Origin of the sequence: Kribbella pratensis (assembly GCF_004366075.1) — a bacterium.
GTDB lineage: Bacteria > Actinomycetota > Actinomycetes > Propionibacteriales > Kribbellaceae > Kribbella > Kribbella pratensis.
On the sequence record NZ_SODU01000002.1, the window covers coordinates 1,267,734 to 1,293,379 of the forward strand.

25 protein-coding genes are annotated in these 25,646 nt (G+C 68.3%); 8 read left to right on the forward strand and 17 right to left on the reverse strand.

The features are described 5' to 3' along the window. Positions 1–63: 63 nt before the first annotated feature. Positions 64–834, forward strand: coding sequence for a DUF4328 domain-containing protein (locus EV137_RS21060; RefSeq protein ID WP_134130435.1), 771 nt, complete (start codon positions 64–66; stop codon positions 832–834). On the opposite strand, the gene EV137_RS21065 is transcribed toward EV137_RS21060, so the two are convergent. Continuing rightward, positions 800–3,409, reverse strand: a complete 2,610-nt coding sequence (locus tag EV137_RS21065) for a GNAT family N-acetyltransferase (protein ID WP_134130436.1) — start codon at positions 3,407–3,409, stop codon at positions 800–802. The genes EV137_RS21060 and EV137_RS21065 overlap by 35 nt on opposite strands. Before the next feature lie 89 nt (positions 3,410–3,498). On the opposite strand from EV137_RS21065, the gene EV137_RS21070 reads away from it, so the two are divergent. Together EV137_RS21070 and EV137_RS21075 are read left to right on the forward strand one after the other, a co-directional pair. After that, positions 3,499–4,203 carry a siderophore-interacting protein gene (locus EV137_RS21070; protein ID WP_134130437.1) on the forward strand — a complete coding sequence of 235 codons (705 nt, stop codon included), beginning with the start codon at positions 3,499–3,501 and terminating at the stop codon, positions 4,201–4,203. A gap of 10 nt (positions 4,204–4,213) precedes the next feature. Next, positions 4,214–4,666 (forward strand): GNAT family N-acetyltransferase, encoded by a 453-nt coding sequence (locus tag EV137_RS21075; protein ID WP_134130438.1) that lies wholly within the window; start codon positions 4,214–4,216, stop codon positions 4,664–4,666. On the opposite strand, the gene EV137_RS21080 is transcribed toward EV137_RS21075, so the two are convergent. From EV137_RS21080 to EV137_RS21105, 6 genes are all read right to left on the reverse strand, one after another. Next, positions 4,641–5,267 (reverse strand): TMEM175 family protein, encoded by a 627-nt coding sequence (locus EV137_RS21080; protein ID WP_134002883.1) that lies wholly within the window; start codon positions 5,265–5,267, stop codon positions 4,641–4,643. The genes EV137_RS21075 and EV137_RS21080 overlap by 26 nt on opposite strands. Before the next feature lie 25 nt (positions 5,268–5,292). Beyond that, entirely contained in the window at positions 5,293–6,792 is a 1,500-nt protein-coding gene (gene arfA, locus EV137_RS21085; protein WP_134130439.1) for an arabinosylfuranosidase ArfA, read from the reverse strand. A 21-nt stretch (positions 6,793–6,813) separates the two neighbouring features. Continuing rightward, complete coding sequence (locus EV137_RS21090) at positions 6,814–7,680, reverse strand: carbohydrate ABC transporter permease (RefSeq protein WP_134130440.1); 867 nt, start codon at positions 7,678–7,680, stop codon at positions 6,814–6,816. Beyond that, positions 7,677–8,618: a carbohydrate ABC transporter permease gene (locus tag EV137_RS21095; protein WP_134130441.1), complete on the reverse strand. Its 942-nt coding sequence runs from the start codon at positions 8,616–8,618 to the stop codon at positions 7,677–7,679. The genes EV137_RS21090 and EV137_RS21095 overlap by 4 nt, the downstream gene beginning before the upstream one ends. A gap of 11 nt (positions 8,619–8,629) precedes the next feature. Continuing rightward, positions 8,630–9,919, reverse strand: coding sequence for an extracellular solute-binding protein (locus tag EV137_RS21100; RefSeq protein WP_134002891.1), 1,290 nt, complete (start codon positions 9,917–9,919; stop codon positions 8,630–8,632). A 101-nt stretch (positions 9,920–10,020) separates the two neighbouring features. Beyond that, on the reverse strand, positions 10,021–11,031 hold the full coding sequence (locus tag EV137_RS21105; protein ID WP_134130442.1) for a LacI family DNA-binding transcriptional regulator: 1,011 nt from the start codon (positions 11,029–11,031) through the stop codon (positions 10,021–10,023). A 93-nt stretch (positions 11,032–11,124) separates the two neighbouring features. On the opposite strand from EV137_RS21105, the gene EV137_RS21110 reads away from it, so the two are divergent. Then, positions 11,125–11,625 carry a MarR family winged helix-turn-helix transcriptional regulator gene (locus EV137_RS21110; protein WP_134130443.1) on the forward strand — a complete coding sequence of 167 codons (501 nt, stop codon included), beginning with the start codon at positions 11,125–11,127 and terminating at the stop codon, positions 11,623–11,625. Then, the gene (locus tag EV137_RS21115) at positions 11,622–12,809 is read left to right on the forward strand and encodes an MFS transporter (RefSeq protein ID WP_134130444.1); all 1,188 of its coding nucleotides are present in this window, start codon (positions 11,622–11,624) and stop codon (positions 12,807–12,809) included. Before EV137_RS21110 ends, EV137_RS21115 begins: the two co-directional genes overlap by 4 nt. On the opposite strand, the gene EV137_RS21120 is transcribed toward EV137_RS21115, so the two are convergent. Continuing rightward, positions 12,810–13,847, reverse strand: coding sequence for an aldo/keto reductase (locus tag EV137_RS21120; protein ID WP_134130445.1), 1,038 nt, complete (start codon positions 13,845–13,847; stop codon positions 12,810–12,812). Between the two features lie 145 nt (positions 13,848–13,992). Here EV137_RS21120 and EV137_RS21125 point away from each other — a divergent pair, with 145 nt between their 5' ends. Beyond that, positions 13,993–15,033 (forward strand): aminotransferase class V-fold PLP-dependent enzyme, encoded by a 1,041-nt coding sequence (locus EV137_RS21125; RefSeq protein WP_134130446.1) that lies wholly within the window; start codon positions 13,993–13,995, stop codon positions 15,031–15,033. Positions 15,034–15,042: 9 nt separating this feature from the next. Further along, positions 15,043–15,468 (forward strand): MerR family transcriptional regulator, encoded by a 426-nt coding sequence (locus EV137_RS21130; protein WP_134002901.1) that lies wholly within the window; start codon positions 15,043–15,045, stop codon positions 15,466–15,468. On the opposite strand, the gene EV137_RS21135 is transcribed toward EV137_RS21130, so the two are convergent. The 8 genes from EV137_RS21135 to EV137_RS21170 all read right to left on the reverse strand — a co-directional run bounded on the left by EV137_RS21135 (position 15,469) and on the right by EV137_RS21170 (position 24,364). Further along, positions 15,469–15,948 (reverse strand): SRPBCC family protein, encoded by a 480-nt coding sequence (locus EV137_RS21135; protein ID WP_134130447.1) that lies wholly within the window; start codon positions 15,946–15,948, stop codon positions 15,469–15,471. It lies immediately after the preceding gene. Next, positions 15,945–16,802, reverse strand: a complete 858-nt coding sequence (fdhD, locus tag EV137_RS21140; RefSeq protein ID WP_134002905.1) for a formate dehydrogenase accessory sulfurtransferase FdhD — start codon at positions 16,800–16,802, stop codon at positions 15,945–15,947. Before fdhD ends, EV137_RS21135 begins: the two co-directional genes overlap by 4 nt. Then, a complete protein-coding gene (locus EV137_RS21145; RefSeq protein WP_202871057.1) occupies positions 16,790–17,917 on the reverse strand; it encodes a molybdopterin molybdotransferase MoeA in 1,128 nt (375 codons plus the stop codon). The genes fdhD and EV137_RS21145 overlap by 13 nt, the downstream gene beginning before the upstream one ends. 176 nt (positions 17,918–18,093) lie before the next feature. Continuing rightward, positions 18,094–18,315, reverse strand: a complete 222-nt coding sequence (locus EV137_RS21150; protein ID WP_134130449.1) for a formate dehydrogenase subunit delta — start codon at positions 18,313–18,315, stop codon at positions 18,094–18,096. Then, the gene (gene fdhF, locus EV137_RS21155; RefSeq protein WP_134130450.1) at positions 18,312–21,134 is read right to left on the reverse strand and encodes a formate dehydrogenase subunit alpha; all 2,823 of its coding nucleotides are present in this window, start codon (positions 21,132–21,134) and stop codon (positions 18,312–18,314) included. Before fdhF ends, EV137_RS21150 begins: the two co-directional genes overlap by 4 nt. Next, the gene (locus EV137_RS21160; RefSeq protein WP_134130451.1) at positions 21,131–22,678 is read right to left on the reverse strand and encodes a formate dehydrogenase beta subunit; all 1,548 of its coding nucleotides are present in this window, start codon (positions 22,676–22,678) and stop codon (positions 21,131–21,133) included. Before EV137_RS21160 ends, fdhF begins: the two co-directional genes overlap by 4 nt. Next, positions 22,675–23,169 carry an NAD(P)H-dependent oxidoreductase subunit E gene (locus tag EV137_RS21165; RefSeq protein WP_166679959.1) on the reverse strand — a complete coding sequence of 165 codons (495 nt, stop codon included), beginning with the start codon at positions 23,167–23,169 and terminating at the stop codon, positions 22,675–22,677. Before EV137_RS21165 ends, EV137_RS21160 begins: the two co-directional genes overlap by 4 nt. A gap of 241 nt (positions 23,170–23,410) precedes the next feature. Continuing rightward, positions 23,411–24,364 (reverse strand): D-alanine--D-alanine ligase family protein, encoded by a 954-nt coding sequence (locus tag EV137_RS21170; RefSeq protein WP_166679960.1) that lies wholly within the window; start codon positions 24,362–24,364, stop codon positions 23,411–23,413. A 112-nt stretch (positions 24,365–24,476) separates the two neighbouring features. Here EV137_RS21170 and EV137_RS21175 point away from each other — a divergent pair, with 112 nt between their 5' ends. After that, entirely contained in the window at positions 24,477–25,019 is a 543-nt protein-coding gene (locus tag EV137_RS21175) for a CGNR zinc finger domain-containing protein (protein ID WP_166679961.1), read from the forward strand. Here EV137_RS21175 and EV137_RS21180 read toward each other — a convergent pair. After that, positions 24,957–25,607, reverse strand: a complete 651-nt coding sequence (locus tag EV137_RS21180; RefSeq protein WP_134130454.1) for a GNAT family N-acetyltransferase — start codon at positions 25,605–25,607, stop codon at positions 24,957–24,959. The genes EV137_RS21175 and EV137_RS21180 overlap by 63 nt on opposite strands. Positions 25,608–25,646: the final 39 nt, after the last annotated feature.

Genomic DNA, 25,646 nt, shown 5'->3' on the forward strand with positions numbered 1-25,646 from the left:
CAACGGCCGATGCCGGCGCGCGCCCGTCGTCACGCTGTGGGGAAGGCGAGCTGAGGAGACGTCATGAGTGCCAGTCCGTACGTACCGCCGAGTCGGAGTGGAGCGATACCGACAGGCCGCTTCCGGCAGAATCACAACCTCGGGATCGCGGCGTCGGTGGCGGTGGGAGTTGTCGTCCCCGCAAGCGCCTTCACCTCGTACACCGACCTACACCTCGCCGCGGCGGTTCGGGATTACGCGTACACCGGCGGCGACGTGGCGGCGCTCAACGACGCGGACCGGCTGAGCCGCCTGGGCTCACTGGCCAATCTGGTGCTGTTTCTGGTGGCAGGCGTCCTGGTCATCGTCTGGCTGTGGCGGGCGCGGGCGAACGCGCAGTTCTTCTGCGATGCGCCGCACCGCCACCGCCGGGGCTGGGTCATCGGTGGCTGGATGGTTCCGATCATCAGCCTCTGGTTCCCCGTGCAGGTCGTCGACGACGTCGTCCGCGCGAGCAGTCCGTACGTCTGGCCGCGGGACGGTTCGCTTCAGGCTGCCCCACCGGCCAAGGTCGTCCGCAGGTGGTGGGGCACGTATCTGGGGATGAATCTGACCAGCCTGTTCGCGACCACCCAGCAGTCCAACGGGTTGGCCGCCCCGAGCGCCTCGGCAGCTCTGCGCGGTCTTGACACTGGAGCGTCTCTGTCGATCGTCAGCACCGTCCTGGCTGTTCTGTCGGCGATCTTCATGATCCAGTTGATCGCGCTCGTCGATCGCCTGCAGAGTTCGCGGCCGCCGATTCCGTGGTGGCAGACGCCGCTCAACCCGCCCGTCCCAGGGCCTGCGCCCTGGTGAGGAATGCGAACTGAGCCGTCTTGGTGCTGCCGTCCGGTTGGGTGATCTTGGCCTCGGGACCGAGGGTGAATCCGCTGCGTCGGAACCGGTCGATCGCCCGGGTGTTGCGTACGTCGGGCTCGACCACGATCCGCGGATTTCCGAGTTCCTCGAAGACGAATTGGGCGAGTGCGTCGACCAGTTGCCCCGTGAACCCGCTCCGCGTTTCGCCGGGTGCGATCAGCAGATGTACGCCGAGATCGCCCGCCGCGACGTCGTACGCGGAACCCGCGGGATCCGCCTGCGGGTCGTAGGTCTGCAGGAGAGCGACCGGTACGTCGTCCAGCCGCACGACGTACACGTGATGCGTCGGCACCGAGTCCAGGAACTGGTACGTGGCCGCGATCTCGTCCCGCGACAACGCGGCCATACCCCAGAACGCCGCCCGCTCCGCCGTCACCCACTCGTAGATCAGATCGAGGTCACGCGACGGATCCGCCTCCTCGATCCGCACGGTCCCGAACCCGTCGACGGCGACCGAGTACGTGCGATCCTCCCGGACCACCGCACCGTCGGCCGGCACGAGCGAACCGCGCAACCACGACGGCAACTGGTCGTGATGGTGCGGATCTCCGAGTACGCCGGACGCGCCGAGCGGCACCACCCACCGGCTGGCCGAGCGGTCGGCGAGGTCCCAGGCGTACCGGGCCGCGGATGCGCGGATGCAGACGTCGGCGAGCCCGGGCAGGCTCGACGTCGACATCACGCAATGGTGGTCCCCGGACAGGCTGAGGTCGTACGGCTGCTCACCGGGCGCGAACACCGCGCCGCGCAACGCATGCAGCGGTGTGAGCTGGTGGGTCTCGCCCCAAGGCGGGCGCGGGCTGTTGGCGGCCACCTCTTCCAAGGCCTCGCGGGCAAGCCATTGGATGTTGACGTGCGGGATCAGGTCGGTGGCGAGGAGGTTCTCGAGCGCATACGAGACATGCGTGAGCGGGTCCATCCACGGGATGAAGATCTCGGCGACGTCGGCGTTCTCGAGCATCGTGAAGTGGTCGGTGAGGCGGGAGACGAGCGCCTTGCGGACCGCGGCGTACGACGAGGCCGTCGTACTGGTGGCGTCCATGTGGCGGTCCCAGGCGAGCAGTTCGGTGCGGAGGGCAACTGCTTGGGTGGAAAGATCTTCGAGGTCGGTCAGTAGGTCCAGGACGGAGCCGGCCGAGCCGAGGTATGTGTCGCGGTGGATGGTCGGCATGTCGTCGAGCTTCCAGTCGTCGCGCGCTTCCACGAGTTCGCGGATGCGGTCGGCGCGGTGGGGTGCGGCGAACTCGACACCCAACGGCGTCGCCAGTCCCCGCGCGTTGGCCATCACCGCCGGGCCGTCCACGTCCGCCCGCGGCATCTCGTGCCAGCCGTCCCACGCGTGCTCAGCCTCCCAGGCCGGTACGACGCGCAACCTGTTCGCCCGCGCCCGTCGAGGCACGACCCCGGCTGTTCGATGGAGGAGCCCGCCTGCAGTATCAGCCGCGAGTACGACGTTCACCGGCTCAACCCAGTTTTCAAATGCCGAGTCGACATCCCTCACGGTGGTTGCTCCCAGCAACCGCCGCATCACCTCAAACCCGAGCCGCCCGGTGACACGCGGAGGGTAACGAAGAGAGGTCACCCGCTCCACCCCGCCGGCGCCCTCGGCGTCCGGCATGATCACCGGTCCGCGTTCGGTCTCGATCACTTCGATCTCGACGGGATCGGCGTCGGCGACCTCTACCACCTCGGTGTGGTGAGAAGCCGGTTCCCAGCCGGTCGGGCCGAGCGCTTCTACGCCCGACTCGGTTCGACGGAGTTGTTCGGCGTACAGGTCCTGGTAGTCAGCCATCGCGTTGGTGATGGACCAGGCGACGCTGCCGGTGTGCCCGAAGTGCGCGAGCCCCGGAATCCCAGGAACCGCAAGCCCGAGTACGTCGTACTCGGGGCACGTCAGCCGGATCTGCTGATACACACCAGGGCTCTCGATGTACCGATGCGGATCGCCAGCGACGATCGCCTGACCACTGGCGGTGTGCGATCCCGGGATCAACCATCCGTTGCTCCCCGCCCCATGAGGACCCTCTGACGAGAACAATTCCAGCGACGCCTCCCCGAGTCGCTGCGCGACATGGGTGCGCCAAAGCTTCGAAGGGAACCCGGCGAACAGGATGTGCACCGCCAACCAGATCCCGAGCGGCGCCCACGGCTCCCACTTCTGCAAAGTCAGCCCCGTCTGGGCGAACTCCGGCGCGCGCAACGCACCACCCGGCAGCGCGTGGTTCACCCCCTCGACGTACGCCGTGACCCACTCGCGCGTCTCGTCGTCGAGCGACTCGAAGCACCGCTGCGCCGTGTCCGCCAACCGCGCCTGCCGCGCGAACACGTCCCACCCGGTCGCCTCCGCCCCGAGGAACGCCGCGCTCGTCCCGAGGTACCGACGGCGCTCCAGCTCGATCTGCCAGGCGCGGTCCCGCGCGGCGTTCACGCCTTGCAGGTACACCAACGCGAGCGGATCCCCGGCCTGCAGGTGCGGTACGCCGTACGTGTCCCGGAACACCCTCGCGTTCACAAACAGTCCCCACTTCAGTTAGGTTAGGCTGCACTAACTTACGCGGCAGTGTCCTGCCGCCACAACCGCATTCTCGCTGGAGGTCCATCGTGAGGCATGGCTGGGAAGGCGTCGTGCTCAAGCTGTTCCGGGCGAAGGACTTCACCTTCACCGTGACCGGCGCCGAACAGGTCACCGAGCGCTACCGCCGCGTGCACTTCACCGACGGCGGTCTGCTGCAGACGCTCGGCGTCCACCCGACCATGTGGGTGCGGCTGTGGTTCGACAACGCAGGCAAGCCGCACCAGCGCGCGTACACGCTGGTCGATCCGGACGTCGGGGCCGGCACGTTCAGCCTGGAGTTCGCGCTGCACGACGGCTGTGCGAGCGACTGGTCCCGCAAGGCCGAGCCCGGCGACACCATCGAGGCGACGGTGCAGGGGACCGGGATCGACGTACCGGATCCGCTGCCGCCGCGGATGCTGGTGGTCGGCGACCCGGCCTCGCTGCCCGCGATCAACTCGCTGCTCGCCGTCGCCCCGAAGCTGCCGGCCACGATCTGGTTCGAGACCACACACGACTCCGACGACAAGCTCCCGTTCCGGATCGAGGACCACCACGACCTGCGGACGGTTCCGCGGCCGAAACTGGTCGAGCAGGTGAAGGCGGATCTCCAAGAGCTCGTCACCGCGGACACCTTCGTGTGGATCGCGTGCGACACCACGACCACGCGCGAACTCACGTCGTACGTCCTCAAAGATCTCGCCGTCCCCAAGCATCGAGTGAAGTCCCTCGGCTACTGGAAGGCCGCGTAATCTGACACCCGTGATCACGCCGCTCGACCTGACCGACCGCGCTCTCGCCGAGCGAGTGCTGACGATCCAGCACGCCGCGTACGCCGTGGAGGCCGAGCTGATCGGCTTCGACGGCATCCCGCCGCTCGAGGAAGACCTCGACGGCCTGATGTCCTCGACCGAACTCTGGCTCGGCCGGTACGACGGAACACACCTCGTCGGCGCGGTCGCGTATGAGCTGCCGGACGACCGCACTGTCGAGATCTCCCGCCTGATCGTCGACCCCGCGCGCGCCCGCCGCGGGCACGGCCGAGCCCTCCTCGACCACCTCGACCGGATCGAACCGCGACCGGTCAGCCTGGTCTCCACCGGCTCGGCCAACCTCCCGGCCGTCAACCTCTACAAGTCCCGCGGCTACGCGCCGGCCGGCGAGGTAGAAGTTGCCCCCGGCATCTACATTACGCAGTTCCGCCGCGCGTCCTGACCTGCTCGAACCCGTAGTACAGCGCCAGCAGGAACACGAGCAGCAGGGTCAGCTGGGCGGAGACGAACGAGATGCCGATGCAGGCTCCGTAGATGACGGTGCCCAGCGAGTAGCGGATCAGCGACTTGCGCATCTCCGCCTTGGACATGTCGTGGTCGACCAGGTGGTTGCGCAGCACGTACCACCAGATCAGGCTGAAGGCGATCGCCGCCAGCGTCAGGTTCGCGCTGTAGACGGCGGCCGCGACGTGCGCGTTGCTCGACTCGTCCTCGAGGTGCTCCGCGAACAGGCTGGTGGGGAACGGCAGCAGCGTCGCCCACAGCAGCAGCAACAGGTTGAGAAACATCAGCCCGCGGTCCGCGCGCTGGATCTGGCGGAACATCGAGTGGTGGTTGACCCACATGATGCCGAGGATCGCGAAGCTGGTCAGGTACGCCGCGAACTGCGGCCACTCGTGCAGCAGCGCCGGCCACAACCGCTCACCCTCCTCGAGCTCGGGGCTGCGGAGTTCGAGGACGAGGAGGGTGATCGCGATCGCGAAGACGCCGTCACTGAAAGCTTCGAGACGACTCGTCTCGGCAAGGTCGGACTGTGTGCTCACGGAGACACAGTCTGAGCCAGCGTCGTCAGTTCGTCGACAGAGAAAGCGCTGTCCAGCTGATCGCCGGTAGCGTAATCGTCAGTTTGCCGTCGACGAGCCGGGCGTCGGCCGGTTGGGGGGTGACGCGGTCCGGGTGGGCCGCGGTGTTCGTCGCCAGCCCGTCCTCGTCGTGCACGATCACCGCCTCGTCGACGGTCGTCACCCCGCTGCGGCTGACATCGACCGTGACCTCGATCGGACCGTCGGTCGACCGGTTGACCGCGAAGACCGCGAGCTTGCCGTCGTCGTACGTCGCGACCGCGTCGACAGCGGACACCTCGCCGTACTTCGCCGTGGTCACCACGGGCGAATCGGTCTCGACGCGGAGCACCTGGCCGGCCGCGAGCCGGGACGTGATCGCGAACGGGTGGAACGTCGGCTGCCGCCAGGACGCGCCGCCGGGCTCGGTCATGATCGGTGCGATCACGTTCGCGAGCTGCGCGAGACAGGCCACACCGACCCGGTCGCTGTGCCGCAGCAACGAGATCAGAAGGTTGCCGACCACCACCGCATCGGTGACGTTGTACTCGTCCTCGATCCGTCGCGGCGCCACCTCCCACTGATCGCCCGGTCCGTCGGTACGGCGGGAGCGTTCGCCGTACCAGACGTTCCACTCGTCGAACGAGATGCCGATCTTCTTGCTGCTCTTGAGCTCCGCTCCGACGTGGTCTGCGGTCGCCACCACGGACTCGATGAAGTGGTCCATGTCCACCGCGGACGCCAGGAACGAGGCGGTGTCACCGTCGTCGTTGCCGTAGTACGCGTGGCACGAGATGTACTCGACGAACTCGTACGTCTCCCGCAGTACGTCGCGCTCCCAGGTCCCGAACAGCGGCATCTTCGACGACGACGAGCCGCACGCGACCAACTGCAGGTCCCGGTCGATCATCCGCATCGCCCGGGCGGTCTCCGCCGCGAGCCGCCCGTACTCCGTCGGGGTCTTGTGCCCGACCTGCCACGGGCCGTCCATTTCGTTGCCGAGGCACCACAACTTGATCCCGTACGGCGACGCGCCGTGCTGCTCGCGCAGGTCGGACAGCGTCGTACCGCCCGGATGGTTCGTGTACTCGAGCAGTTCGAGCGCCTCCTGGACACCGCGGGTCCCGAGGTTGATCGCCATCATCGGCTCGACGCCGGCCTTGGCACACCAGCGGCTGAACTCGTCCAGCCCGAACTCGTTCGTCTCGACACTGTGCCAGGCGAGGTCGAGACGCCGGGGCCGGTCGGCGCGCGGGCCGACGCCGTCCTCCCAGCGGTAATTGGAAACGAAGTTTCCGCCGGGATAGCGGACCACGGAAACACCCAGCTCACGGGTCAGTTCCAGGACGTCCTTACGGAAACCGTCCTCGTCGGCGGTCGCGTGGCCGGGCTCGTAGATACCGGTGTAGACGCACCGGCCCATGTGCTCGACGAAGGTTCCGAAGGTTCGGCGATTCACGGGCGCGATCGTGAACGCGGGATCGATGGTCAGATTGGCAGCGGGCACCAGGTTGCTCCTGTCGTGTGGCTAGCCCTTGATTCCCGCGTCACCCACACCGCGGACGACGTGGCGCTGGAACAAGGCGTAGACGATCAGCAAGGGAAGGCCGCCCAGCACGGCGGAGGCCATGATCTGGGCGTAGCGCAGGCCGTACGAGCCCTGCACGTTGGCGAGGCCGACCGGGATCGTCATCATTGACGGGTCGGTGGTCACGATGAAGGGCCAGAGGAAGTTGTTCCAGGCCCCGATGAAGGTGAAGATGCTGACGGCAACGAGGATCGGCCGCGACATCGGAACCATCACGCTCCAGACGATCCGCCGGCGGGACGCGCCGTCGACCCGGGCGGCGTCCTCGTAGTCGCGGGAGATACCGTCGAAGAACTTCTTCAGTACGAACACCATCACCGGCGCGACCACCTGCGGCAGCACCATGCCCCAGTACGTGTCGACCAGGCCGAGCCCGGTCATCTCCTGGAACAACGGCACGATCAGCACCTGCGGCGGCACCAGGATGCCGGCGATGATCAGGCCGAACAGCACCTTGCGCCCCGGGAACTTGGTCCGGGAGAAGCCGTACGCCGCCAGCACCGACACGACCAGCGTCAGCGTCGTCACGAGGACCGACACGATCGTGCTGTTGAAGAACCAGCGGATCAGGTCGCCCTGGTCGATCACGCTCCGGTAGGCGTCGGCGGTCGGCGCTTCCGGCAACCAGGTGATCGGAGCGCGGGTGGTCTCCGGCTCCGGCTTGAGTGAGGTGTCGAGGGCCCAGAGCAACGGAACGAGCCAGACGACGGCCAGGATCACCGCCCCGACGGCGCTCGCAGCTTTCGGGAAGGTCCAGCGCACTGGACGGCTGGACTTGGTGGCCGCAGGCAACGTAGCGGTTGTCATTCCGCCTCCCCTCGGCCTGAGAACAGTTTGAATTGGGCGACTGCGACGATCACGATGATCGCGAAGAACAGGTACGAGATCGCGGACGCGTAGCCGATCCGATAGCTGGTGAAGCCGGATTCGTAGATGTACTGGATGATCGGCCGGGTCGCGTAGTTCGGGCCGCCGTTGGTCATCAGGTAGATCTGGTCGAAGATCTTCAGCGACGCCACCAACTGCAGTACGACGATCAGCCCGGTGGTGCGGCTCAGCAACGGCAGCGTGATCCGGAACAGTTGCTGCCGGCCGTTCGCTCCGTCGATCTGGGCCGCCTCGTACACCTGGGCCGGAATCCCTTGCAGGGCGGCCAGATAGAGCAGGAAGTTGAACCCGACCGTCCACCAGACGGTCGTGATCACCACGGCGAGCATCGCCCGGTTCTCGGTGTTCAGCCAGTCGATCTCGGCGAACCCGCCGGCCGTCAGCAGGCCGTTCACCAGGCCGAACCCGGGCTGGTAGATCCACACCCAGATCAGCGTCACGACGGTGGCCGGCAGGACGAACGGAGCGAAGTACGAGAAGCGCAGCAGCCAGCCGAGCAAGCCTTTGCGGTTGGCGAGCAGCGCCATGATGAGCGCGATGATCACCAGCGGTGGCGTACTCATCGCGGTGAAGACGAGGGTGTTCTTGAGCGACGACCAGACGGCCGGGTCGCCGAACAGGTCCTGCCAGTTCTGCAGGCCGAGGAACTCCTGCTTGACGCCGGCAAGGCTGGTGTTGAAGAAGCTGTTCCACAGGCCGGAGACGATCGGCCAGAGCATGAACAGCACGAACAGCAGCAGGAACGGAGCCACGAAGAACAGCCCGCCCCAGCGTTCCTTCCAGGGCTGTCCGGTCCCCGCCTTCGCCGCGGTCGGCGACGTACCGGGGGTGACGCGCGATGGTGTTTCTACGGCCATGACCGACCTCCTTAAACCGGTGACGGGGTGTCGAGGAGCTTCTGGGTGGCGGCCTTGAACTGCGCGAGCGCGGCCTTCGGCGTCGCCTGACCGGAGAAGACGCCGCTGAACGCCGCGGCGGCCTCGTTCTGCAGTTGCGCACCGGATCCGCTGAACCAGGCGTCCGGGTCGAACAGCACGTCCGGCGCGACGCTGCGGTACTCCGCTTGCGGCTTGAGGTTCAGGTACTCCTGACTCTTCGCCACGGGCTGGTATGCCGGAACGTGGCCACCGGCCGCCCATTCCGCGCTGTGCTTGAGCATCCAGGCGATGTACTCGACCGTCGCCTTCGTGTCGTCCTTGTTCCGGTTGCTCTGGTGCGGCAGCACGAACGTGTGCGCGTCACCGGCATACTTCGGTACGTCGTACACGACCGGGAACGGCGCCATACTGAACGGCATCTTCGCGGTCTGGTACGTCGTGACTTCCCACTCCCCGTTGAAACTCAGGCCGGCCTCACCGTTGCTGAACTGCGCAACCAGGGCCGAGTAGTTGGACGACCGCGGCGTGAGCCCGTCGGCGGCGAGTTTCGCCATCAGGCTCAGGGCTTCCAGCGCCTTGGCGTCGTCGAGGATCAGCCGCGTGCCGGTCTCGTCGAAGAACTTTCCTTCGAGCTGTCCGTACAGCGTCCACCAGAGCCGCCAAGGGTTGGTGGTCTCGACCGAAGCGCCGAACTTGCCGGTCACGTCCTTGACCGCCTTCAGCATGTCGAAGAACGCGTCGACGCCTTTGACGGTCTTGATCTTGCCGTCCGCACCGAGGAGCCCGGCCTTCTTGCAGATCTCCGTGTTGTAGTAGAGGACGAACGGATGCGTGTCGAGCGGTACGGCGTACAGCTTGCCGTCGACGATCGCGCGGTTCCAGGACGTCGGCAGGAAGTCCGACTCGGTGACGCCGGCATCGGCGAGCAGGTCCACCGGGATCGGGTCGAGCATCGTCGTCGGGCTGAAACCCTTCAGCCGGGACAGGTGCAGGGTCGCCACCTCGGGCGCCCGGCCACCGGCCGCCGACATCGCGAGCTTGGTGTAGAACGGCGGTCCCCAGGCGAGCGTGTGCGCCTCGAACGCGACGTCCGGGTGCTCGGCGACGTACTGCTGGTGGATCTGCAGCAGGCGGGCACCGTCGCCGCCGCCGAACAGGTTCCACTCGCGGACTTTGGGCTTGGAGCCGAGGGTGCCGCAACCGGTGAGGGCGAGAGCGCCGAGCAGGCCACCAAGTACTGCTCGACGCCCGGGACGGAACAGGGCGGGGTCAGGGGGCATCTGTCCTCCAGGCGGAATGGAGCACCGATTTACATCGGTGTACTACATCGGTGTAGAAGATCGCACGGGCCGTCTGGAGCCGTCAAGACCTCAGGGCTGCGTTAGTGGAGACCTAGCGTCGATTCGCGGGTGTGCAGCTCGTAGCGGGCGGCGATCTCCTCGTGGTCGGAGTCGTCGCCGGCCATCCGCCGGACCAGCAGGTCGACGGCCTTCTTCGCGATCTCCGTGCGCCCCGGATCGACCGTGGTCAGGCTCGGCGTGCTGTAACTGGCCTCGTCGATGTTGTCGAAACCCGCCACCGCGACGTCGTCCGGGACCCGGATGCCGTGCTGGGCGAGCACCCGCAGCGCGCCGAGCGCGAGGGTGTCGTTCAGGCCGAGGAGGGCGTCGAACTCCAGGCCCGACGCGAGTAGTCGCTCGGTGGCCTCGGCTCCGGTCGAGCGGTGCCAGCGGCCGGCCGGAAACGCCAGCTCCTCCGGTACCGGGAGGCCGTGCGCGGAGAGGGTTTCGGCATACGCGCCGTACCGGATGGCCGCGGTGCCGACCTTCTCGCCGGGGTGGACGCCGAGGACCGCGATCCGCCGGCGTCCGAGGGTCAGCAGGTGCTCGACCACGGCCTTCGTGGCGGGGAAGTTGTCGATCATCACGTGGTCGACCGGGCTGTGGAAGATGCGCTCGCCGAGCAGCACCATCGGCGTGTTCACCTTCAGCTGATCGATGTCGTCCTGCCCGAGTCCGAGCGGGCTGTACAGCAGGCCGTCCACGAGGTGGCCGCGGGGCCGGTGCAGGACGGTCAGCTCGCGGTCGCGGTCCGCGCCGGTCTGCTCGATCATCACGGTCAGGCCGTGCTCGTCGGCCGCCTCGATCACCTGGTCGGCGAGTTCACCGAAGTACGGCAGGCTGAGTTCCGGGACGGCCAGCCCGATGACGCCGGTCCGGCCGGACTTGAGGTGCCGGGCGGAGAGGTTCATCCGGTAGCCGAGGGCATCGATCGCGGCGAGCACCTTGGTCCGGGTCTCCTCGCGGATGTACGGGTACCCGTTCATCACGTTCGAGACCGTCTTCGGGGACACGCCGGCCTTGCGCGCGACATCGCGCATCGTCACCGCCATGGCGTCATCCCCATCATGAGCAGCCACGGTAATGCACCGGACCGGGACAAGCTGCCGGTTGCAAATGACATGAGTGAGTCATATGAATGAATCATGTCCGAAGCGAACATCTGGGCCGCCTGGACCCTGCACAGCCATGACGCGCTGACAGCTGCCGTGGACCGGGTGACACCGCCGGGACTCGGGCCGCGCGACCTCGCCGCGCTGACGCTGCTCGGCAGTCACGAAGGGTGTTCGGCCGATTGGTTGTTCGCCCGGATCGGCCTCACGCAGTCCGGCACCGTCCGGCTGATCGATCGCCTCGAGAGCCTTGGGTACGTCGACCGCGCGCGCCGCGGGCGGGTGCTCGCGCTCGGACTGACCGAGGCGGGGCGCGGTCTGCTCGCGGCCTGGACCGCCGCGCGGGATGCGGCGAGTGGAGAGGTGCTCGGCGCACTGGCGCCGGCCGAACGGCGGCAGTTGAACGAGCTGCTCTCGACGGCATTGCGCCGTACCTCGCGGGCTCGCGATGCCGCGGACGTGACGTGCCGCTTCTGTGACTGGCCGGCCTGCGCGGCGTGTCCGGTGGACCAATCGGTGGGTGGATCGCCATGAACCGCCCGGGCCCGGTCGCCGGGTTGGCCGTCGCGTGGACGCTGGCGTCGACCGCGGACAACTTCGTGATGTTCGTCCTGCTGTGGATCGCGGGACCCCAGGGCTGGTCCGGAGCAGAGACGGCCCTGCTGGTCGTCGCCGCGAGGGTGCCGACGGTTGCCGGCGGCCTGATCGGCGGCCGGGCGGTGGATCGGTTCGGGCCGGTGCCGATGCTGATCGTCGACGCGCTCGCTCGAGCGGGGCTGATGGGTGCCTTGGCCGTTGCCGGATGGGGTCAGCACCCGTCGATCTGGGTGGTGCTCGGTCTTTGCGCCGCCGCCGGTACGACGCCTCCGCTGGCCTACTCGGCTTCGCGGACGCTGGTGCCGCGGTTGGTCGACGACGAGTTCCTGCCGCGGGCCAACGCCTGGCTCGGCATCGGCGATCAGCTGCCGATGGTTCTCGGTGCCTTGCTGGCGGGCCCGGCGCTCGGTCTGCTCGGTCCGGGCCGGGCGTTCCTGGTGCCGTTCGTGATGATGCTCGTCGTGGCCGCCATCGCCGTACGCCTGCCACGCCGCCGTACGGCCGGTCCGCGGCGGGTCTCCTCGTCGCGCACCGGTTGGGCCTCCGGGCCGGTGGTCGGCCTGATCGCGCTGTCGGCCGTGTACTACTTCACGTACGGGCCGTTCGAGAGCGTGCTGCCGCATTTCACTCGGCAACAGCTGGGCAGCGACGTGGCGGGTTACACCGTCCTGTGGGTGGTGTTCGGGGTCGCTGCGTTGTCGACGGTGCCACTGGCGTCGTGGCTCGGGCAGCGACGGCCGGGGTTGGTGAATGCGGTCGGCGCGCTGGTGTGGGGACTCGTCACGCTGCCGGTCGTCGCGGTTCAGAGTCTCCCGCCGGCGGTGGCGATCTTCGCGATGTCGGGAGCGGTGTGGGGCCCGTACTCCGCGATCGAGACGACCGCGCTGCAACGGTGGGCCGATCCCGCGGGACACGGGTCGATGTTCGGGACGCAGCGCGCCCTCCTCGCGATCGCTTCACCGCTCGGCGCGGCGGCAGGGGCGCTGGCGGTCGATCACGCGAGTCCGGCGAGCATTCTCGCCGTCTCGGCGCTGAGCTGCAGTGTGGCCGGCGCAGTGGCCGCGTGGCCACTGCGCCGGGATCGGTCCGTCACCTGGACGTCGCTCCAAGCAGGCAAGTAGTCAGCGGTCGGACAGGGGGCGGCGGCGCTGAGTGACGTCGACGAGGGACTGCGGTTGCCAGGCGGCGTCCGCGCGGTACACGTCGGTGCCGGGCGGGACGATCTCGTCGATCCGGTCGAGGGTCTTGTCGTCGAGCGTCAGGTCCGCGGCGGTGATCAGGCCCTCGAGTTGCTCCATCGTGCGCGGACCGGAGATCACCGACGTGACCGCCGGATGCGTGGTGACGAAGGCCATCGCCAGCTGAGGCAACGTCGTACCGATGCCGTCGGCAACTTCCACCAGTTGCTCGACGGCGTCGTACTTCGCCGCGTTCGCGGGCAGCGCCGGGTCGAAGCGGTCGGGAGCGAGCGCGGCCCGGGCGGACAGGTCGAGCGGCTGGTTCTTGCGGACCTTCCCGGACAGGAATCCGAAGGCGAGCGGGCTGTACGTCAGCACGCCCATCCCCAGCCGCCGGCAGGTCGGCAGCACGGAGCGTTCGATGCCGCGGGCCATCATCGAGTACGGCGGCTGGTTCGTCCGGAACCGCCCGTACCCGCGCCGGTCGGCGACGTGGTACGCCTCGACGATGTCCTCCGCCGGGAACGCCGAGCAGCCGAACGCGCGGATCTTGCCCGCACTGACCAGGTCACTCAGCACCCACAGCGTCTCCTCGATGTCGGTGGTGTGGTCCGGCCGATGGATCTGATAGAGGTCGATCCAGTCCGTGCCGAGTCGGCGCAGGCTGTCCTCGACCGCGCGGGTGATCCAGCGCCGGGAGTTCCCGCTCCGGTTCCGGCCCTCGGTGAACGGGAAGTGCACCTTGGTCGCGAGGACGACGTCGTCGCGGCGGTCCTTCAGCGCCTTGCCGACGATCGTCTCGGACTCGCCCGCGGAGTACATGTCCGCGGTGTCGACGAAGTTGATCCCCTGGTCCAGGGCGGCGTGGATGATCCGGACGCACTCGTCGTGATCCGGATTCCCGACCGCCCCGAACATCATCGCCCCGAGACAGTGCGTACTGACCTCGATCCCGGTCCCACCCAGCATCCGATAACGCATGAACAGCTCCTCTGTAGTCGCTGCCCTGCACGCTAGAAGCTAGAGCGCTCTCTAGGTCAACCCCGCACTTTGAGCCCCCACCAATCAAATCGGGGCCCCGAAAACGGTTGGTGAGGGCTCAAGGTGGAGTCCGTAGGGTGGGGGAGTGGACATTGCGGAGCTTTGGGATGCGGAGCCGGGGTGGTTGAACACTGCGTCGTACGGGCTGCCGCCGCGGCCGGCGTGGGAGGCGTTGCAGGCTGCGCTTGCTGATTGGCGGGTCGGCGCGACCAGTTGGGAGCCGTGGGACGCGTCGACGACGCGGACCCGGGAATCGTTCGCGCGGCTGGTCGGGGCGGCGGCGGAAAACGTGTTCGTCGGCAGCACGGTGTCCGCGGCGCTGGCGCCCGTCGCGGCCGCGTTGCCGGACGGTGCGAAGGTGCTGACCGACGACGTCGAGTTCACGTCGAACGTGTTCCCGTGGCAGGTGCACGCGGACCGGGGCGTCGAGGTGATCGCCGTACCGGGCGACGAGGTGGTCGCCGCGATCACGCCGGGAATCGATCTGGTCGCGGTGAGTGCGGTGCAGTCGTCGACCGGTGCCGTCCTGGACCTTCCCGCGGTAGTTGCCGCCAGCAAGCAGATCGATGCGCTCGTGGTGATCGACGCGACCCAGGCGGTCGGCTGGCATCCGATCACGGTCGACGGTGTCGACGCGCTGATCGCGCACAGCTACAAGTGGTTGATGTCACCGCGCGGCGCGACGCTCGGGTACCTCTCGCCGCGGTTGCAGGAGCGCTGCCGGCCGTCGGCAGCGGGCTGGTACGCCGCACGCGACATCCACGGGTCGTACTACGGGCCGGTGATGGAGCTCGATCCGGCCGCGCGGAGGTTCGACCAGTCGCCGGCCTGGTTCAGCTTCGTCGGCGCGGCGCCGGCGCTCGAGCTGATCGAGGAGATCGGCATCGAGACGATCAACCGGCACAACCTCGCGCTCGCGAACGAGTTCCGTGCCGGGCTCGGGCTCGCGCCGTCGAACAGTGCGATCGTCAGCACGAGCCTGCCCGGGGCGCAGGAGGCGTTCGCGTCGGCCGGGATCCGGGCCGCCGTACGGGACGGGAAGCTGCGTGCGTCGTTCCACATCTACTCGACGCAGGACGACGTACAGCGGGCTCTGTCCGCGCTGAAGCCTTTGATCCGGGGTTAAGGTGCCGACATGGGTGGACTGAGCATCGGGCAGGTCGCGGAGCGGACCGGGTTGAGCGTGCACGCGCTGCGGTTCTACGAGCGTGAGGGCCTGCTGGCAGACCCGGTACGGCGGGAGTCGAACGGCCGGCGCGTCTACACCGAGGAGGACGTCGACTGGCTGAACATGTGCATCAAGTTCCGCTCGTCCGGCATGCCGCTCGACACCATCCGCAAGTACACGGACCTGGTCCGGCAGGGGGCCGGCAACGAGGCGGACCGGCTGGCCCTGCTCAAGAGCCATCAGGACCACGTGCGCGCGCAGATCGAGGAACTCAACGAGTGCCTCAACGTGATCACCTGGAAGGTCGACATCTACCAGGAACATGTGAACGCCGGCACCGCCGACTGCCTGTGGGTCACGCCGTCCACACAGACAGCCAGCGAGGCGTCCTGATCACCTGATTGCCGACTCCATGGCTGCGAGCGTGGACCGCATGTTCGCCGCCAGCTGGTCGAGCCGGCCCTGGATGGACTCGGCTGCGCGGTCCGGATCCTGTACGACGCCCAGACGCATCCCGCTGACGCCTGGGCCGTGCGTGAAGGTCTGCCGCACCAGCGTCGCGGCGCCGCGGTCCTCCAGTTCGTACTCCCAGTGTGCGAACGGGACCGATTCGTCGCCGTACACGTCCCAGCCGAAGCGCTTCTGCTCCTCGGAGACGGTGACCGTGCAGGTCACGTACGTCTCGAACCCGTCCGGGAATCGGTTCCGCGCCTCGAAGCGGACATCTTTCTCGAGCCACGCGCCATAGATGCACTCCGGGCTCCACTCGCCGTACCGCTCGATCGCGGTGATGCCGGACCAGACCTCGTGGACCGGCAGCTTGATCAGTACCTCGACGCCGGTGGTCGCACCGGTCACTCCGTAGTCGTTCATGCCCGGTACGTCGTACGCACCTCAGCCGACTCGACATTTACGCGTTCCGGGTGGCTGTACAGGTTCAGGTTGCCGTTGCGGATGAAGCCGGCGAGGGTCAGGCCGGATTCGGCGGCGAGGTCGATGGCGAGTGAACTGGGGGCGGAGACCGCGCCGAGGATCGGGATGCCGGCCATCACCGCCTTCTGGGCGAGCTCGAACGAGGTCCGGCCGGACACGATCAGGATCAGTCCGCGGGCGGGAATCCGCCCGTTGAGCAAGGCCCAGCCGACGACCTTGTCGACCGCGTTGTGGCGGCCCACGTCCTCGCGGACGACGAGCAGTTCGCCGGTCGGGGTGAACAGACCGGCCGCATGCAGGCCGCCGGTGCGGTCGAAGACCTGCTGCCGGGCGCGGAGTGCGTCGGGGAGCGTCGCGAGTACGTCGTACCTGATGGTGACGTCGTCGGCGGCCGGGGAGTGACGGGTCTTGGTACGGACCGCGTCCAGGGACGCCTTGCCGCAGACGCCGCAGGACGAGGTGGTGTAGAAGTTGCGCTCGACGCCGGTGACGGGCGCGGGTACGCCGGGCGCGAGGCCGAGGTCGAGGACGTTGTAGGTGTTGCGGCCCTCGTCGTCGCGGGAGTCGCAGTACCGCGCGTCACGGATGTCGTCGGCGTTTCCGATCACGCCCTCGGTGTGCAGGAAACCGTGTGCGAGTTCGACGTCGTGGCCCGGCGTACGCATTGTCACGGCCAGCGGCTTCCCGTCGACCCGCAACTCGAGCGGCTCCTCGACCGCGATCGAGTCGGGCCGGGATCGGCTGCCGGCCGGGGTGACGCGCACCACCGGCCGCCGCGCGATCAACCGCCCCATGGCCGGGACCCGGGGTCGAGGGGGAGGAGACGGGCGGCGATGGCTTCGGCGGGGCCGGGAGCTACTACGGCCAGGGCGTCGGCGGTGGCAGGGCCGCGGAGCATGGCGGCGCCGCCGTGGCCGACGGGTACGGCGCCTTGCGCGGTGAGGCGAACCGGGACCAGTCGAGTGCTGGTGGGATGGCAGGGGATCCCGCCGGGGACCGCGATGTTGGTGAGCTCGGGGAGCGGGAGACCACGCATCCGGGTGATGGCTGCGACGCCGAGCGTCAGGAACGCGACGAGGGCGGCGAACGGGTTGCCGGGGAGGCCGACTACGAGGCGTCCGTCCGGTAGCTGTGCGAGCGCTTGTGGATGCCCGGGGCGGCAGGCCACTCCGTCGACGATCAGGTCGGCACCCAGCGCCTTGAGGGCCGGCCGGAGGTGATCGGCCGGCCCAGAGGCGGAAGAGCCGGAGACGAGGACCAGATCGGCTTCGGTTTCCCGCAGCGCGCTCAGCAACTGATCAAGCGAGTCCGGCAGATGCCGCACCGACGCGACCGGTTTGGCGCCGGAGCGTGTGATGAGGCCGGGGAGCATGGGGCCGATGGCGTCGCGGACCCGGCCAGGGGTCGAGTGCCCTTGGCGGACCAGTTCGTCGCCGGTGATCAGGGCGGCGACCGTGGGTGGGGAGATGACCGTGAGACGGTTCAGGCCGACGGTTGCCGCGAGGCCGAGAACGGCTGGGTCGATGACAACTCCGGCCCGCAGCAGCTGGTCGCCGGGGCGGCATTCCTCGCCCGCGCGCCGGATGTGCCGCCCGTCCTCGGACGGTCCGTCCAGCCGGTCACCCGTCACAACAGCGTCTTCCGACCGCACTACGGACGTCGCCCCGGCCGGGACCGCCGCACCGGTGACGATCCCGGTCGCCTGACCGTCCGCCAGCTCACCCGGATCCGCGGTCCCGGCCTTCACCTGCCCGACCACGCACCACGGCCCGGAGCCACGTACGACGTACCCGTCCATCGCCGCCCGATCCACCGGCGGCACCGCAACCGGCGACACCAGCGGCGTGGCCAGTACGCACCCGTCAGCCTCGTCCAATGCGCGCCGTACGACGGCTCCCGGCCGCGCCACAGCATGAGCCAAGGCCCGAGCCACGTCCCACGGCACCACGTCCCGCCGTGGCCGACGTTCAGCAGTTGTACGCCCAGGCCCGTCCTCCACAGGCCCACCCTCTCCGACCCGCCCCCGCTTGTCGAACCGATCCCGCACGCCGGACGGTATCCCCGCCTTGGTCGCGCCGGACTGGGTCATGCGGGGGCCTGGAGCTGCTGGGCGGCGAGCGCCGCGGCCGGGTCGAGGTCGGTGGCTCCGGAGGCGACGTGCGCGATCAGCGCCTGCTTCATCCGGGGGTCCCACACGGCGTTCATGTGGTTCGCGATCGCGGTGGCGGCGTCCGCGGGCGGACGGTGCGCGAACTGGGCCGCGATCTCGTTCGCCAGCCGCACGTACGGCGGTACGCCGCCGCTCATCGATTGCCGCCGGCAACGACAGGCTCGCGGGTGGACTCGTCGGCGACCGGCTCCGGGATCAGGTCGACCTGGACCGCGGTCACCTTGTACTCGGGGCAGTTGGTGGCCCAGTCGGAGTTCTCCGTGGTGACCACGTTCGCGCCGCTGACCGGATGGTGGAACGTGGTGTAGCAGACGCCCACCGGCATCCGGTCCGAGATGGTCGCACGCAGCTCGGTCCGCCCGACCCGGCTCGACAACGCCACCGTGTCCCCGTCCGTGATGCCACGGACCTCGGCGTCGTGCGGATGGATCTCCAGCACGTCCTCGGCATGCCATGCGACGTTCGCCGTACGCCGGGTCTGCGCCCCCACGTTGTACTGCGACAGGATCCGCCCGGTCGTCAGGATCAACGGGAACTTCCGCGTCGACCGCTCCGACGTCGGCACGTACACGGTCTCCATGAACCGGCCCTTGCCGCGGGTGAACTCGTCCTCGTGCATGATCGGCGTACCCGACGGATGCTCGAGGTTGCACGGCCACTGGATCGAACCGAGCTCGTCGAGCTTGCCGAACGACACCCCCATGAACGTCGGCGTCGTCATCGCGATCTCGTCCATGATCTGCGCGGCCGAGTCGTAGTGCATCGGGTACCCCATCGCCTGCGCGATCTCGCAGATGATCTCCCACTCCTGCTTCCCGGTCCGCGGCGCCATGATCGGCCGCACCCGGTTGATCCGTCGTTCCGCGTTCGTGAACGTGCCGTCCTTCTCCAGGAACGATGTCCCGGGCAACAACACGTGCGCGAACTTGGCCGTCTCGTTGACGAACAGGTCCTGGACGACGAGCAACTCGAGTGCACCCAGTGCCGCGAACACGTGCTGCGTGTTCGGATCGGACTGCGCGATGTCCTCGCCCTGTACGAACAGCGCCTTGAACGAGCCCTCGATCGCCGCGTCGAACATGTTCGGGATCCGCAGCCCGGGCTCGTCGAGGATCGGCGTACCCCACAACTTCTCGTAGATGTCGCGGACGTCCTCGTTCGACACGTGCCGGTACCCGGGCAGCTCGTGCGGGAACGAACCCATGTCGCACGAGCCCTGCACGTTGTTCTGCCCGCGCATCGGGTTCACCCCGACGCCCGGCCGGCCGATGTTGCCGGTCGCCATCGCGAGGTTCGCCATCCCCATCACCATGGTCGAGCCCTGGCTGTGCTCGGTGACGCCGAGACCGTAGTAGATCGCGGCGTTCCCGCCGGTCGCGTACAGCCGGGCCGCTTCGCGGATCTTCTCCGCCGGTACGCCGGCGATCCCGGCGACCGCCTCCGGGCTGTGCTCGGGCCGCGCGATGAACGTCTCCCAGGCCTCGAAGTCCTCACACCGGCTCGCGACGAACTCGCGATCGACGAGACCCTCGGTCACCACGACGTGCGCGAGTGCATTGATGATCGCGACGTTCGTCCCCGGGCTGAGCTCGAGGTGGTACGCCGCCTCGATGTGCGGTGACCGGACCAGGTCGATCCGTCGCGGGTCGATCACGATCAGCTTGGCGCCCTGCCGGATCCGCCGCTTCATCCGGGAGGCGAACACCGGGTGCGCGTCGGTCGGGTTCGACCCGATCACCAGGATCACGTCGGACTCGTCGACGGAACGGAAATCCTGCGTTCCGGCGGATTCCCCGAAGGTCTGCTTCAACCCGTACCCGGTCGGCGAGTGGCAGACCCGCGCGCAGGTGTCGACGTTGTTGTTTCCGAAAACCGCGCGGACCATTTTCTGGACCGCGTACACCTCCTCGTTCGTGGTCCGCGACGAGGTGATCGCGCCGATCGAGCCCTGCCCGTGCGCGGCCTGGATCTCCCGGAGCCGGCTCGCCGTGAACGAGATCGCGTCTTCCCAGGAAACTTTCCGCCACGGTTCCGAAATCGTGTTCCGTACCATCGGCTCCAGCACCCGGTCCGGGTGCGAGGCGTAGCCGAACGCGAACCGGCCCTTCACGCACGAGTGCCCCTCGTTCGCGCCGCCGTTCTTGTACGGCACCATCCGGACCAGTTCGTCGCCCCGGAGCTCGGCCTTGAACGAGCACCCGACACCGCAGTACGCGCAGGTCGTCAGTACGGTCCGGGTCGGCATCCCGAGCTCGACCACCGACTTCTCCTGCAACGTCGCGGTCGGACAGGCCTGCACGCACGCGCCGCAGGACACACAGTCCGACTCGAAGAACGACACCCCGGCACCGGCCGCGACCTTGGAATCGAACCCACGCCCCTCGATCGTCAGCGCCAGCGTTCCCTGTACCTCGTCACACGCGCGGACACACCGCGAGCACGCGATGCACTTGGACGCCTCGAAGTCGAAGTACGGATTGGAGGAATCGGTCGGCAGGTCCATGTGGTTGGCACCGGCCTCCACGCCGGAGCCGTAGCGGACCTCGCGAAGTCCGGTCACGCCGGCCATGTCCTGCAGTTCGCAGTCACCGTTCGCGGAGCAAGTCAGGCAGTCGAGCGGGTGGTCGGAGATGTACAGCTCCATCACGCCGCGGCGGAGCTTCCCGAGACGCTCGTTCTGCGTCCGGACGACCATGCCGTCCCGGCACGGCGTCGTACAGGAAGCCGGCGTACCTTTCACGCCGTCGATCTCCACCACGCACAGCCGGCACGACCCGAATGCCTCCAGGTTGTCGGTCGCGCACAGCTTCGGTACGTCGACGCCCGCCTCCTTCGCCGCCCGCATCACCGACGTACCGGGTGGCACCTTGACGGGAACGCCGTCGACGGTCAGCTCGATCGTTGCCGCACCGGCGCGTGCCGGCGTACCGAAGTCTGGCTCTTTCAACAGAGTCATGCGTGGAAGTCCTCTCCGAAATGGCGGACGGCGCTGCGTACTGGCATCGGGGTGAGGCCGCCCATGGCGCAGAGCGAGCCGTCGGTCATGAGTTCGCACAGGTCCTCGAGAACGACCAGATTCTTGGCGCGGTCGGTGCCGGAAACGATCCGGTCGATGGTCTCGACGCCGCGGACCGCGCCGACCCGGCACGGTGTGCACTTGCCGCACGACTCGGCGGCGCAGAACTCGAACGCGAACCGCGCCATCGCCGCCATGTCCACGGTCTCGTCGAACACCACGATCCCGCCGTGCCCGACCATCGCGCCGGCTGCCGCGAACGCCTCGTAGTCCATCGGCAGGTCGAACTGCTCGACCGGGAGATAGGCGCCGAGCGGCCCGCCGACCTGGACCGCGCGCACCGGCCGTCCGGACGACGTACCGCCGCCGAAGTCGTTCACCAGTTCGCCGAGCGTGATCCCGAACGCGGTCTCCACGATCCCGCCGCGGGCGACGTTCCCGCCGAGCTGGAAGACGCTGGTGCCTCGTGAGCGTCCGGTGCCGTGCGCTGTGTAGTGTGCGGCGCCGTCCGCGAGGATGATCGGCACCGTTGCCAACGACAACACGTTGTTGACGACGGTCGGGCGCCCGAAAAGCCCTTCCAGGGCAGGGATCGGGGGTTTCGCGCGGACCATGCCGCGCTTGCCCTCCAGGCTCTCGAGCATCGAGGTCTCTTCGCCGCAGATGTACGCACCCGCGCCGACCCGGACATGCAGGTCGAAGCCGAACCCTGAGCCGAGAATGTCCGGCCCCAACCAGCCCTCGTCACGCGCTCGCTCGATCGCGTCCTTGAGGGTCGCGACCGCGTCCGGGTACTCCGAGCGCAGATAGACATACCCCTCCGCGGCGCCGACGGCGTACGCCGCGATCGTCATTCCCTCGATCAGGGTGAACGGGTCACCCTCGATCAGCATGCGGTCCGCGTAGGTGCCGGAGTCACCCTCGTCCGCGTTGCAGCACACGAACTTGAGATCCGCCTCGGCGCCGAGCACGGTCCGCCACTTGATTCCGGTCGGGAACCCGGCCCCACCACGTCCCCGCAGACCCGAGTCCACGACGGTCTCGACCACGTCGGCCGGCGGCATCGCTAGCGCTGCTAGCAATCCGCGCGTCCCGCCGTGCGCCACGTAGTCCGCGGTCGACAACGGGTCAACCACACCCACTCGCTGAAAGGTCAATCGCTGCTGCCGCTTCATCCACGGCAGCTCCTCCACAAGCCCGAGAGAGTCGCCGCCACCGGACAGCATCCCGGAGGCGATCAGCCCATCCACATCCTCCGGCGCCACAGGCCCGTACCCCACCCGTCCCGCGGCCGTCTCCACTTCCACCAACGGCTCCAGCCACAACATCCCGCGAGACCCGGTGCGGACAACCTCAACTCCAGCCGCCGACACCGCGATCCGCTCCGCGACCTCATCCGCTCCGACGGAACGGGCCGCGGAGTCGCGCGGTACGTACACGCGGGGGACTCCCCGAGTTGGAAGGTCGGACGCCGTTGTTGTCATCGGGCCTCCCCGAGGAGCGCGTTCAGGCGGGTGGTGGTGACCCGCCCGTGGAGTTTGCCGGCGACTTGGACTGCGGGCCCCAGGGCGCAGTTGCCGAAGCAGTAGATCTCTTCGAGGGTGACGCGACCGTCGTACGTCGTCTCGCCGAACCCACAGCCGATCGTGCGTTTCGCGTGCTCGGCGAGCTCGACCGCGCCGACCGAGCGGCACGCTTCCGCCTGGCAGATCGCGACGGTCGTGCGGCCCGCCGCAGTACGCCGGAAGTCCTTGTAGAACGTGACGACGCCGTGCACCTCGGCGACCGCGAGGTTCAGTACGTCGGCGATCACCGCGACATCGGGCTGGTCGACGTACCCGAACTCCTCCTGCACCGCGTGCAGGATCGGCATCAGCGCACCACGGAGACCGCGCAGTTCCTCGGCGATCTCCCGCACTCGCTGGGCACGCCCGGGAACCGGGACGGGGGCGGCGGCCACGACCTCACTCGTCATGTATACAACATTCCGTCGCCAATCCACCCTGGTCAAAGCAATGCTGCCTATGAGCTGATAGCCGGCACCTATCAACTCAGGCTGTGCGCCGGGCGATCGTGTGCAGTTCGACAGGTAGAGCACCAGCGAGACACCGTACGCACGACCACATTCCCGCTCAGGTGCACTACCCAGCCACCCGACACCTCCTGTCGAAATGCGCACCGGCAGCCGCATGTCCGGCGTGGGTGCGGGCGTTAGGTCAGGCAGTACGCCCCATCGCCGTGCGGATCAGGGTGTCGACGACCTCGGCGTACGACATGCCGGCCGCGGCCCACATTCGCGGGAACCGTGACGCCGGTGTGAAGCCGGGGAAGGTGTTGATCTCGTTGACGACCGGCTCGCCGTCGCGGGGGATGAAGAAGTCCACCCGGGCCAGCCCTGCGCAGCCGAGCGCCTCGAACACGTCGATCGCCGTACGCTGCAGTCGCACTGCGAGTTCGGGGTCGATGCGGGCCGGTACGACGAACCGCGTGCCGCTGCTGTCGTACTTCGCGGTCGCGTTGAAGAATTCCGGATCCGCATGGATCTCCAGCGCCGGCGCCGTCTCCACCCGCCCGTCCGGGAACTCCAGCACCGCGAGGTCGATCTCGCGACCGTCCATCTCGCGCTCGACCAGAACCCGCGGACCGAACGCGGTGGCTTCCGCGATCGCAGCCAGCAGGGTCGGCAGGTTCGTCGCGCGGGTCACACCCGAACTCGAGCCGCCGGCCGCCGGCTTCACGAACAGTGGGAAGTCCAGGCCGGCTGCTTTCAGCTTCTGCAGCGTCGCTTCGGTGTCGGTCAGCTCGGTGCCGCGCAGCGTGACACCCGGCGTCACTGGGATCCCATGTGCTTTCAGGATTGCCTTGGTCAAGTGCTTGTCCAGTCCGACCGCGCCGGCGGCGATCCCGCTGCCGACGTACGGGATGTGCAGCTGTTCGAGAAAGCCCTGCAGGCGCCCGCCTTCGTCGTGCAACGCCGGGATCGTGACATCGCACGCCTGCAGGAGCTCGATCGCTTCGTGCTGCCCGTCCAGCCAGTTGCCCTCGGCATCGATCACCAGCGGGATCGCCATGTGGCCCAGTAGTTCGACGGCCTTCAGGATCCCCTTGCCACTGGCGAGCGACACGTCGCGCTCCGGACCCGCCCCACCCATCACCACCGCGACCTTCATACCCGTCATTGTTGTTTCTGGCAACGGTCGGGATCATCGGAGTGCGGGCGGATGTCTGCCTACGACCCTGGTATGACGCACCTCCTCCACAAGAATGAGCGATACTGGAGGTGTGCAAGCCACCGATCATCTGCAGGCGTCCTTGCAGGCCGCGATCGCGCTGGCCAACACCTTCGGGTCAGCCGAGCGGCAGGGGCGCCCGGCGATTCCTCCGGACGCGGCGGCGGTCGACGCCGTACTGCGCCTGACCACCAACCAACCGCCCGCCGTCGATCCCGCCGACTACGCAGCCGGCGGAAAAACGCTGTACGACGCCCTCGGCAGCCTCCCCGCGGTCGATCGCGCTGTTGAACTGGTGAACGCACTGCTCAAGGAAACCAAGGCCGCGCCGCAGTTGACCCGCGACGGGGGCGCGCCCTGGCACCTGCACTTCGGCAGTCCCGACGACGCGAACGGCTGGCTGGCCGAATTCGCCACCGCCGTGGCGATGCTGCTCGGGAGCGACGAGGCGGAGCGGCTCCGCCGGTGCGAGGCGGGCCGGTGCGACGACCTGTTCCTGGACTCGACGCGGAACGGGAACCAGCGGTTCTGCTCAACCGCCTGTCAGAACCGCGCCAAGGTCGCCGCTCATCGGGCGCGGGTCCGCAACTCCTGAGGCCGTGACCATGGTGGCCTCCGGCGACCAACCGAGCTTGCGGTACAGGTGAAAGCCGTCGGTCGTGGCCATCAACAGCCCGGTCCGGGCGCCGCGCTCGAGCGCTCGTGCGGCCAGGGCGCCCATCACGACGCTGCCGAGTCCCCGTCTCCGGTACGCCGGTTCGGTCTGGATGTCGTGCATGACGGCGTCGTCGCCGACGATCGCCACCATGCCGTGCGCCGCGACGGTGCCGTCCACCAGGACGTTCACGTACTCCAGGGGGCCGTCCGTCTCGATCTCGGCCGTCGCGCGGGGATGCGCGAGGAGGTCGATCGACATCAACGTCTTCTGTTCTTCGAACGGCCGGGTCCCGGCAGCGGCCAGCCGGCGGGCGATCTCCGCGCCGTGCTGCGTGGTGACGGTCAGCCAGGTGTCCGCGGGCAGGGCACGGGCGAGCGGGTCCACAGTCGTCGGGTCATCGGTGCGGGTGAACAGTTCGCGGTCGCGCCCGGGGAGTCCCAGTACGGCGGCGTACGCGTCGTCGTACCCGATCACCGGCCCCAGGCCGCGGCACAGCCGCCAGCCTTCCAGCCATCGCCTCATCATGGCGCTAGTGTAACTGCCTATTGATAAATAGCCAGTTAC

What these genes read in the sequence shown, in the direction of transcription:
- EV137_RS21165 (WP_166679959.1), bottom strand. Translation starts at nt 23,169, where the DNA reads ATGACGAGTGAGGTCGTGGCCGCCGCCCCCGTCCCGGTTCCCGGGCGT.
- EV137_RS21115 (WP_134130444.1), top strand. Translation starts at nt 11,622, where the DNA reads ATGAACCGCCCGGGCCCGGTCGCCGGGTTGGCCGTCGCGTGGACGCTG.
- EV137_RS21095 (WP_134130441.1), bottom strand. Translation starts at nt 8,618, where the DNA reads ATGGCCGTAGAAACACCATCGCGCGTCACCCCCGGTACGTCGCCGACC.
- EV137_RS21110 (WP_134130443.1), top strand. Translation starts at nt 11,125, where the DNA reads ATGTCCGAAGCGAACATCTGGGCCGCCTGGACCCTGCACAGCCATGAC.
- EV137_RS21135 (WP_134130447.1), bottom strand. Translation starts at nt 15,948, where the DNA reads ATGAACGACTACGGAGTGACCGGTGCGACCACCGGCGTCGAGGTACTG.
- EV137_RS21130 (WP_134002901.1), top strand. Translation starts at nt 15,043, where the DNA reads ATGGGTGGACTGAGCATCGGGCAGGTCGCGGAGCGGACCGGGTTGAGC.
- EV137_RS21150 (WP_134130449.1), bottom strand. Translation starts at nt 18,315, where the DNA reads ATGAGCGGCGGCGTACCGCCGTACGTGCGGCTGGCGAACGAGATCGCG.
- EV137_RS21060 (WP_134130435.1), top strand. Translation starts at nt 64, where the DNA reads ATGAGTGCCAGTCCGTACGTACCGCCGAGTCGGAGTGGAGCGATACCG.
- EV137_RS21170 (WP_166679960.1), bottom strand. Translation starts at nt 24,364, where the DNA reads ATGAAGGTCGCGGTGGTGATGGGTGGGGCGGGTCCGGAGCGCGACGTG.
- EV137_RS21180 (WP_134130454.1), bottom strand. Translation starts at nt 25,607, where the DNA reads ATGATGAGGCGATGGCTGGAAGGCTGGCGGCTGTGCCGCGGCCTGGGG.
- EV137_RS21090 (WP_134130440.1), bottom strand. Translation starts at nt 7,680, where the DNA reads ATGACAACCGCTACGTTGCCTGCGGCCACCAAGTCCAGCCGTCCAGTG.
- fdhD (WP_134002905.1), bottom strand. Translation starts at nt 16,802, where the DNA reads ATGGGGCGGTTGATCGCGCGGCGGCCGGTGGTGCGCGTCACCCCGGCC.
- fdhF (WP_134130450.1), bottom strand. Translation starts at nt 21,134, where the DNA reads ATGACTCTGTTGAAAGAGCCAGACTTCGGTACGCCGGCACGCGCCGGT.
- EV137_RS21100 (WP_134002891.1), bottom strand. Translation starts at nt 9,919, where the DNA reads ATGCCCCCTGACCCCGCCCTGTTCCGTCCCGGGCGTCGAGCAGTACTT.
- EV137_RS21105 (WP_134130442.1), bottom strand. Translation starts at nt 11,031, where the DNA reads ATGGCGGTGACGATGCGCGATGTCGCGCGCAAGGCCGGCGTGTCCCCG.
- EV137_RS21120 (WP_134130445.1), bottom strand. Translation starts at nt 13,847, where the DNA reads ATGCGTTATCGGATGCTGGGTGGGACCGGGATCGAGGTCAGTACGCAC.
- EV137_RS21160 (WP_134130451.1), bottom strand. Translation starts at nt 22,678, where the DNA reads ATGACAACAACGGCGTCCGACCTTCCAACTCGGGGAGTCCCCCGCGTG.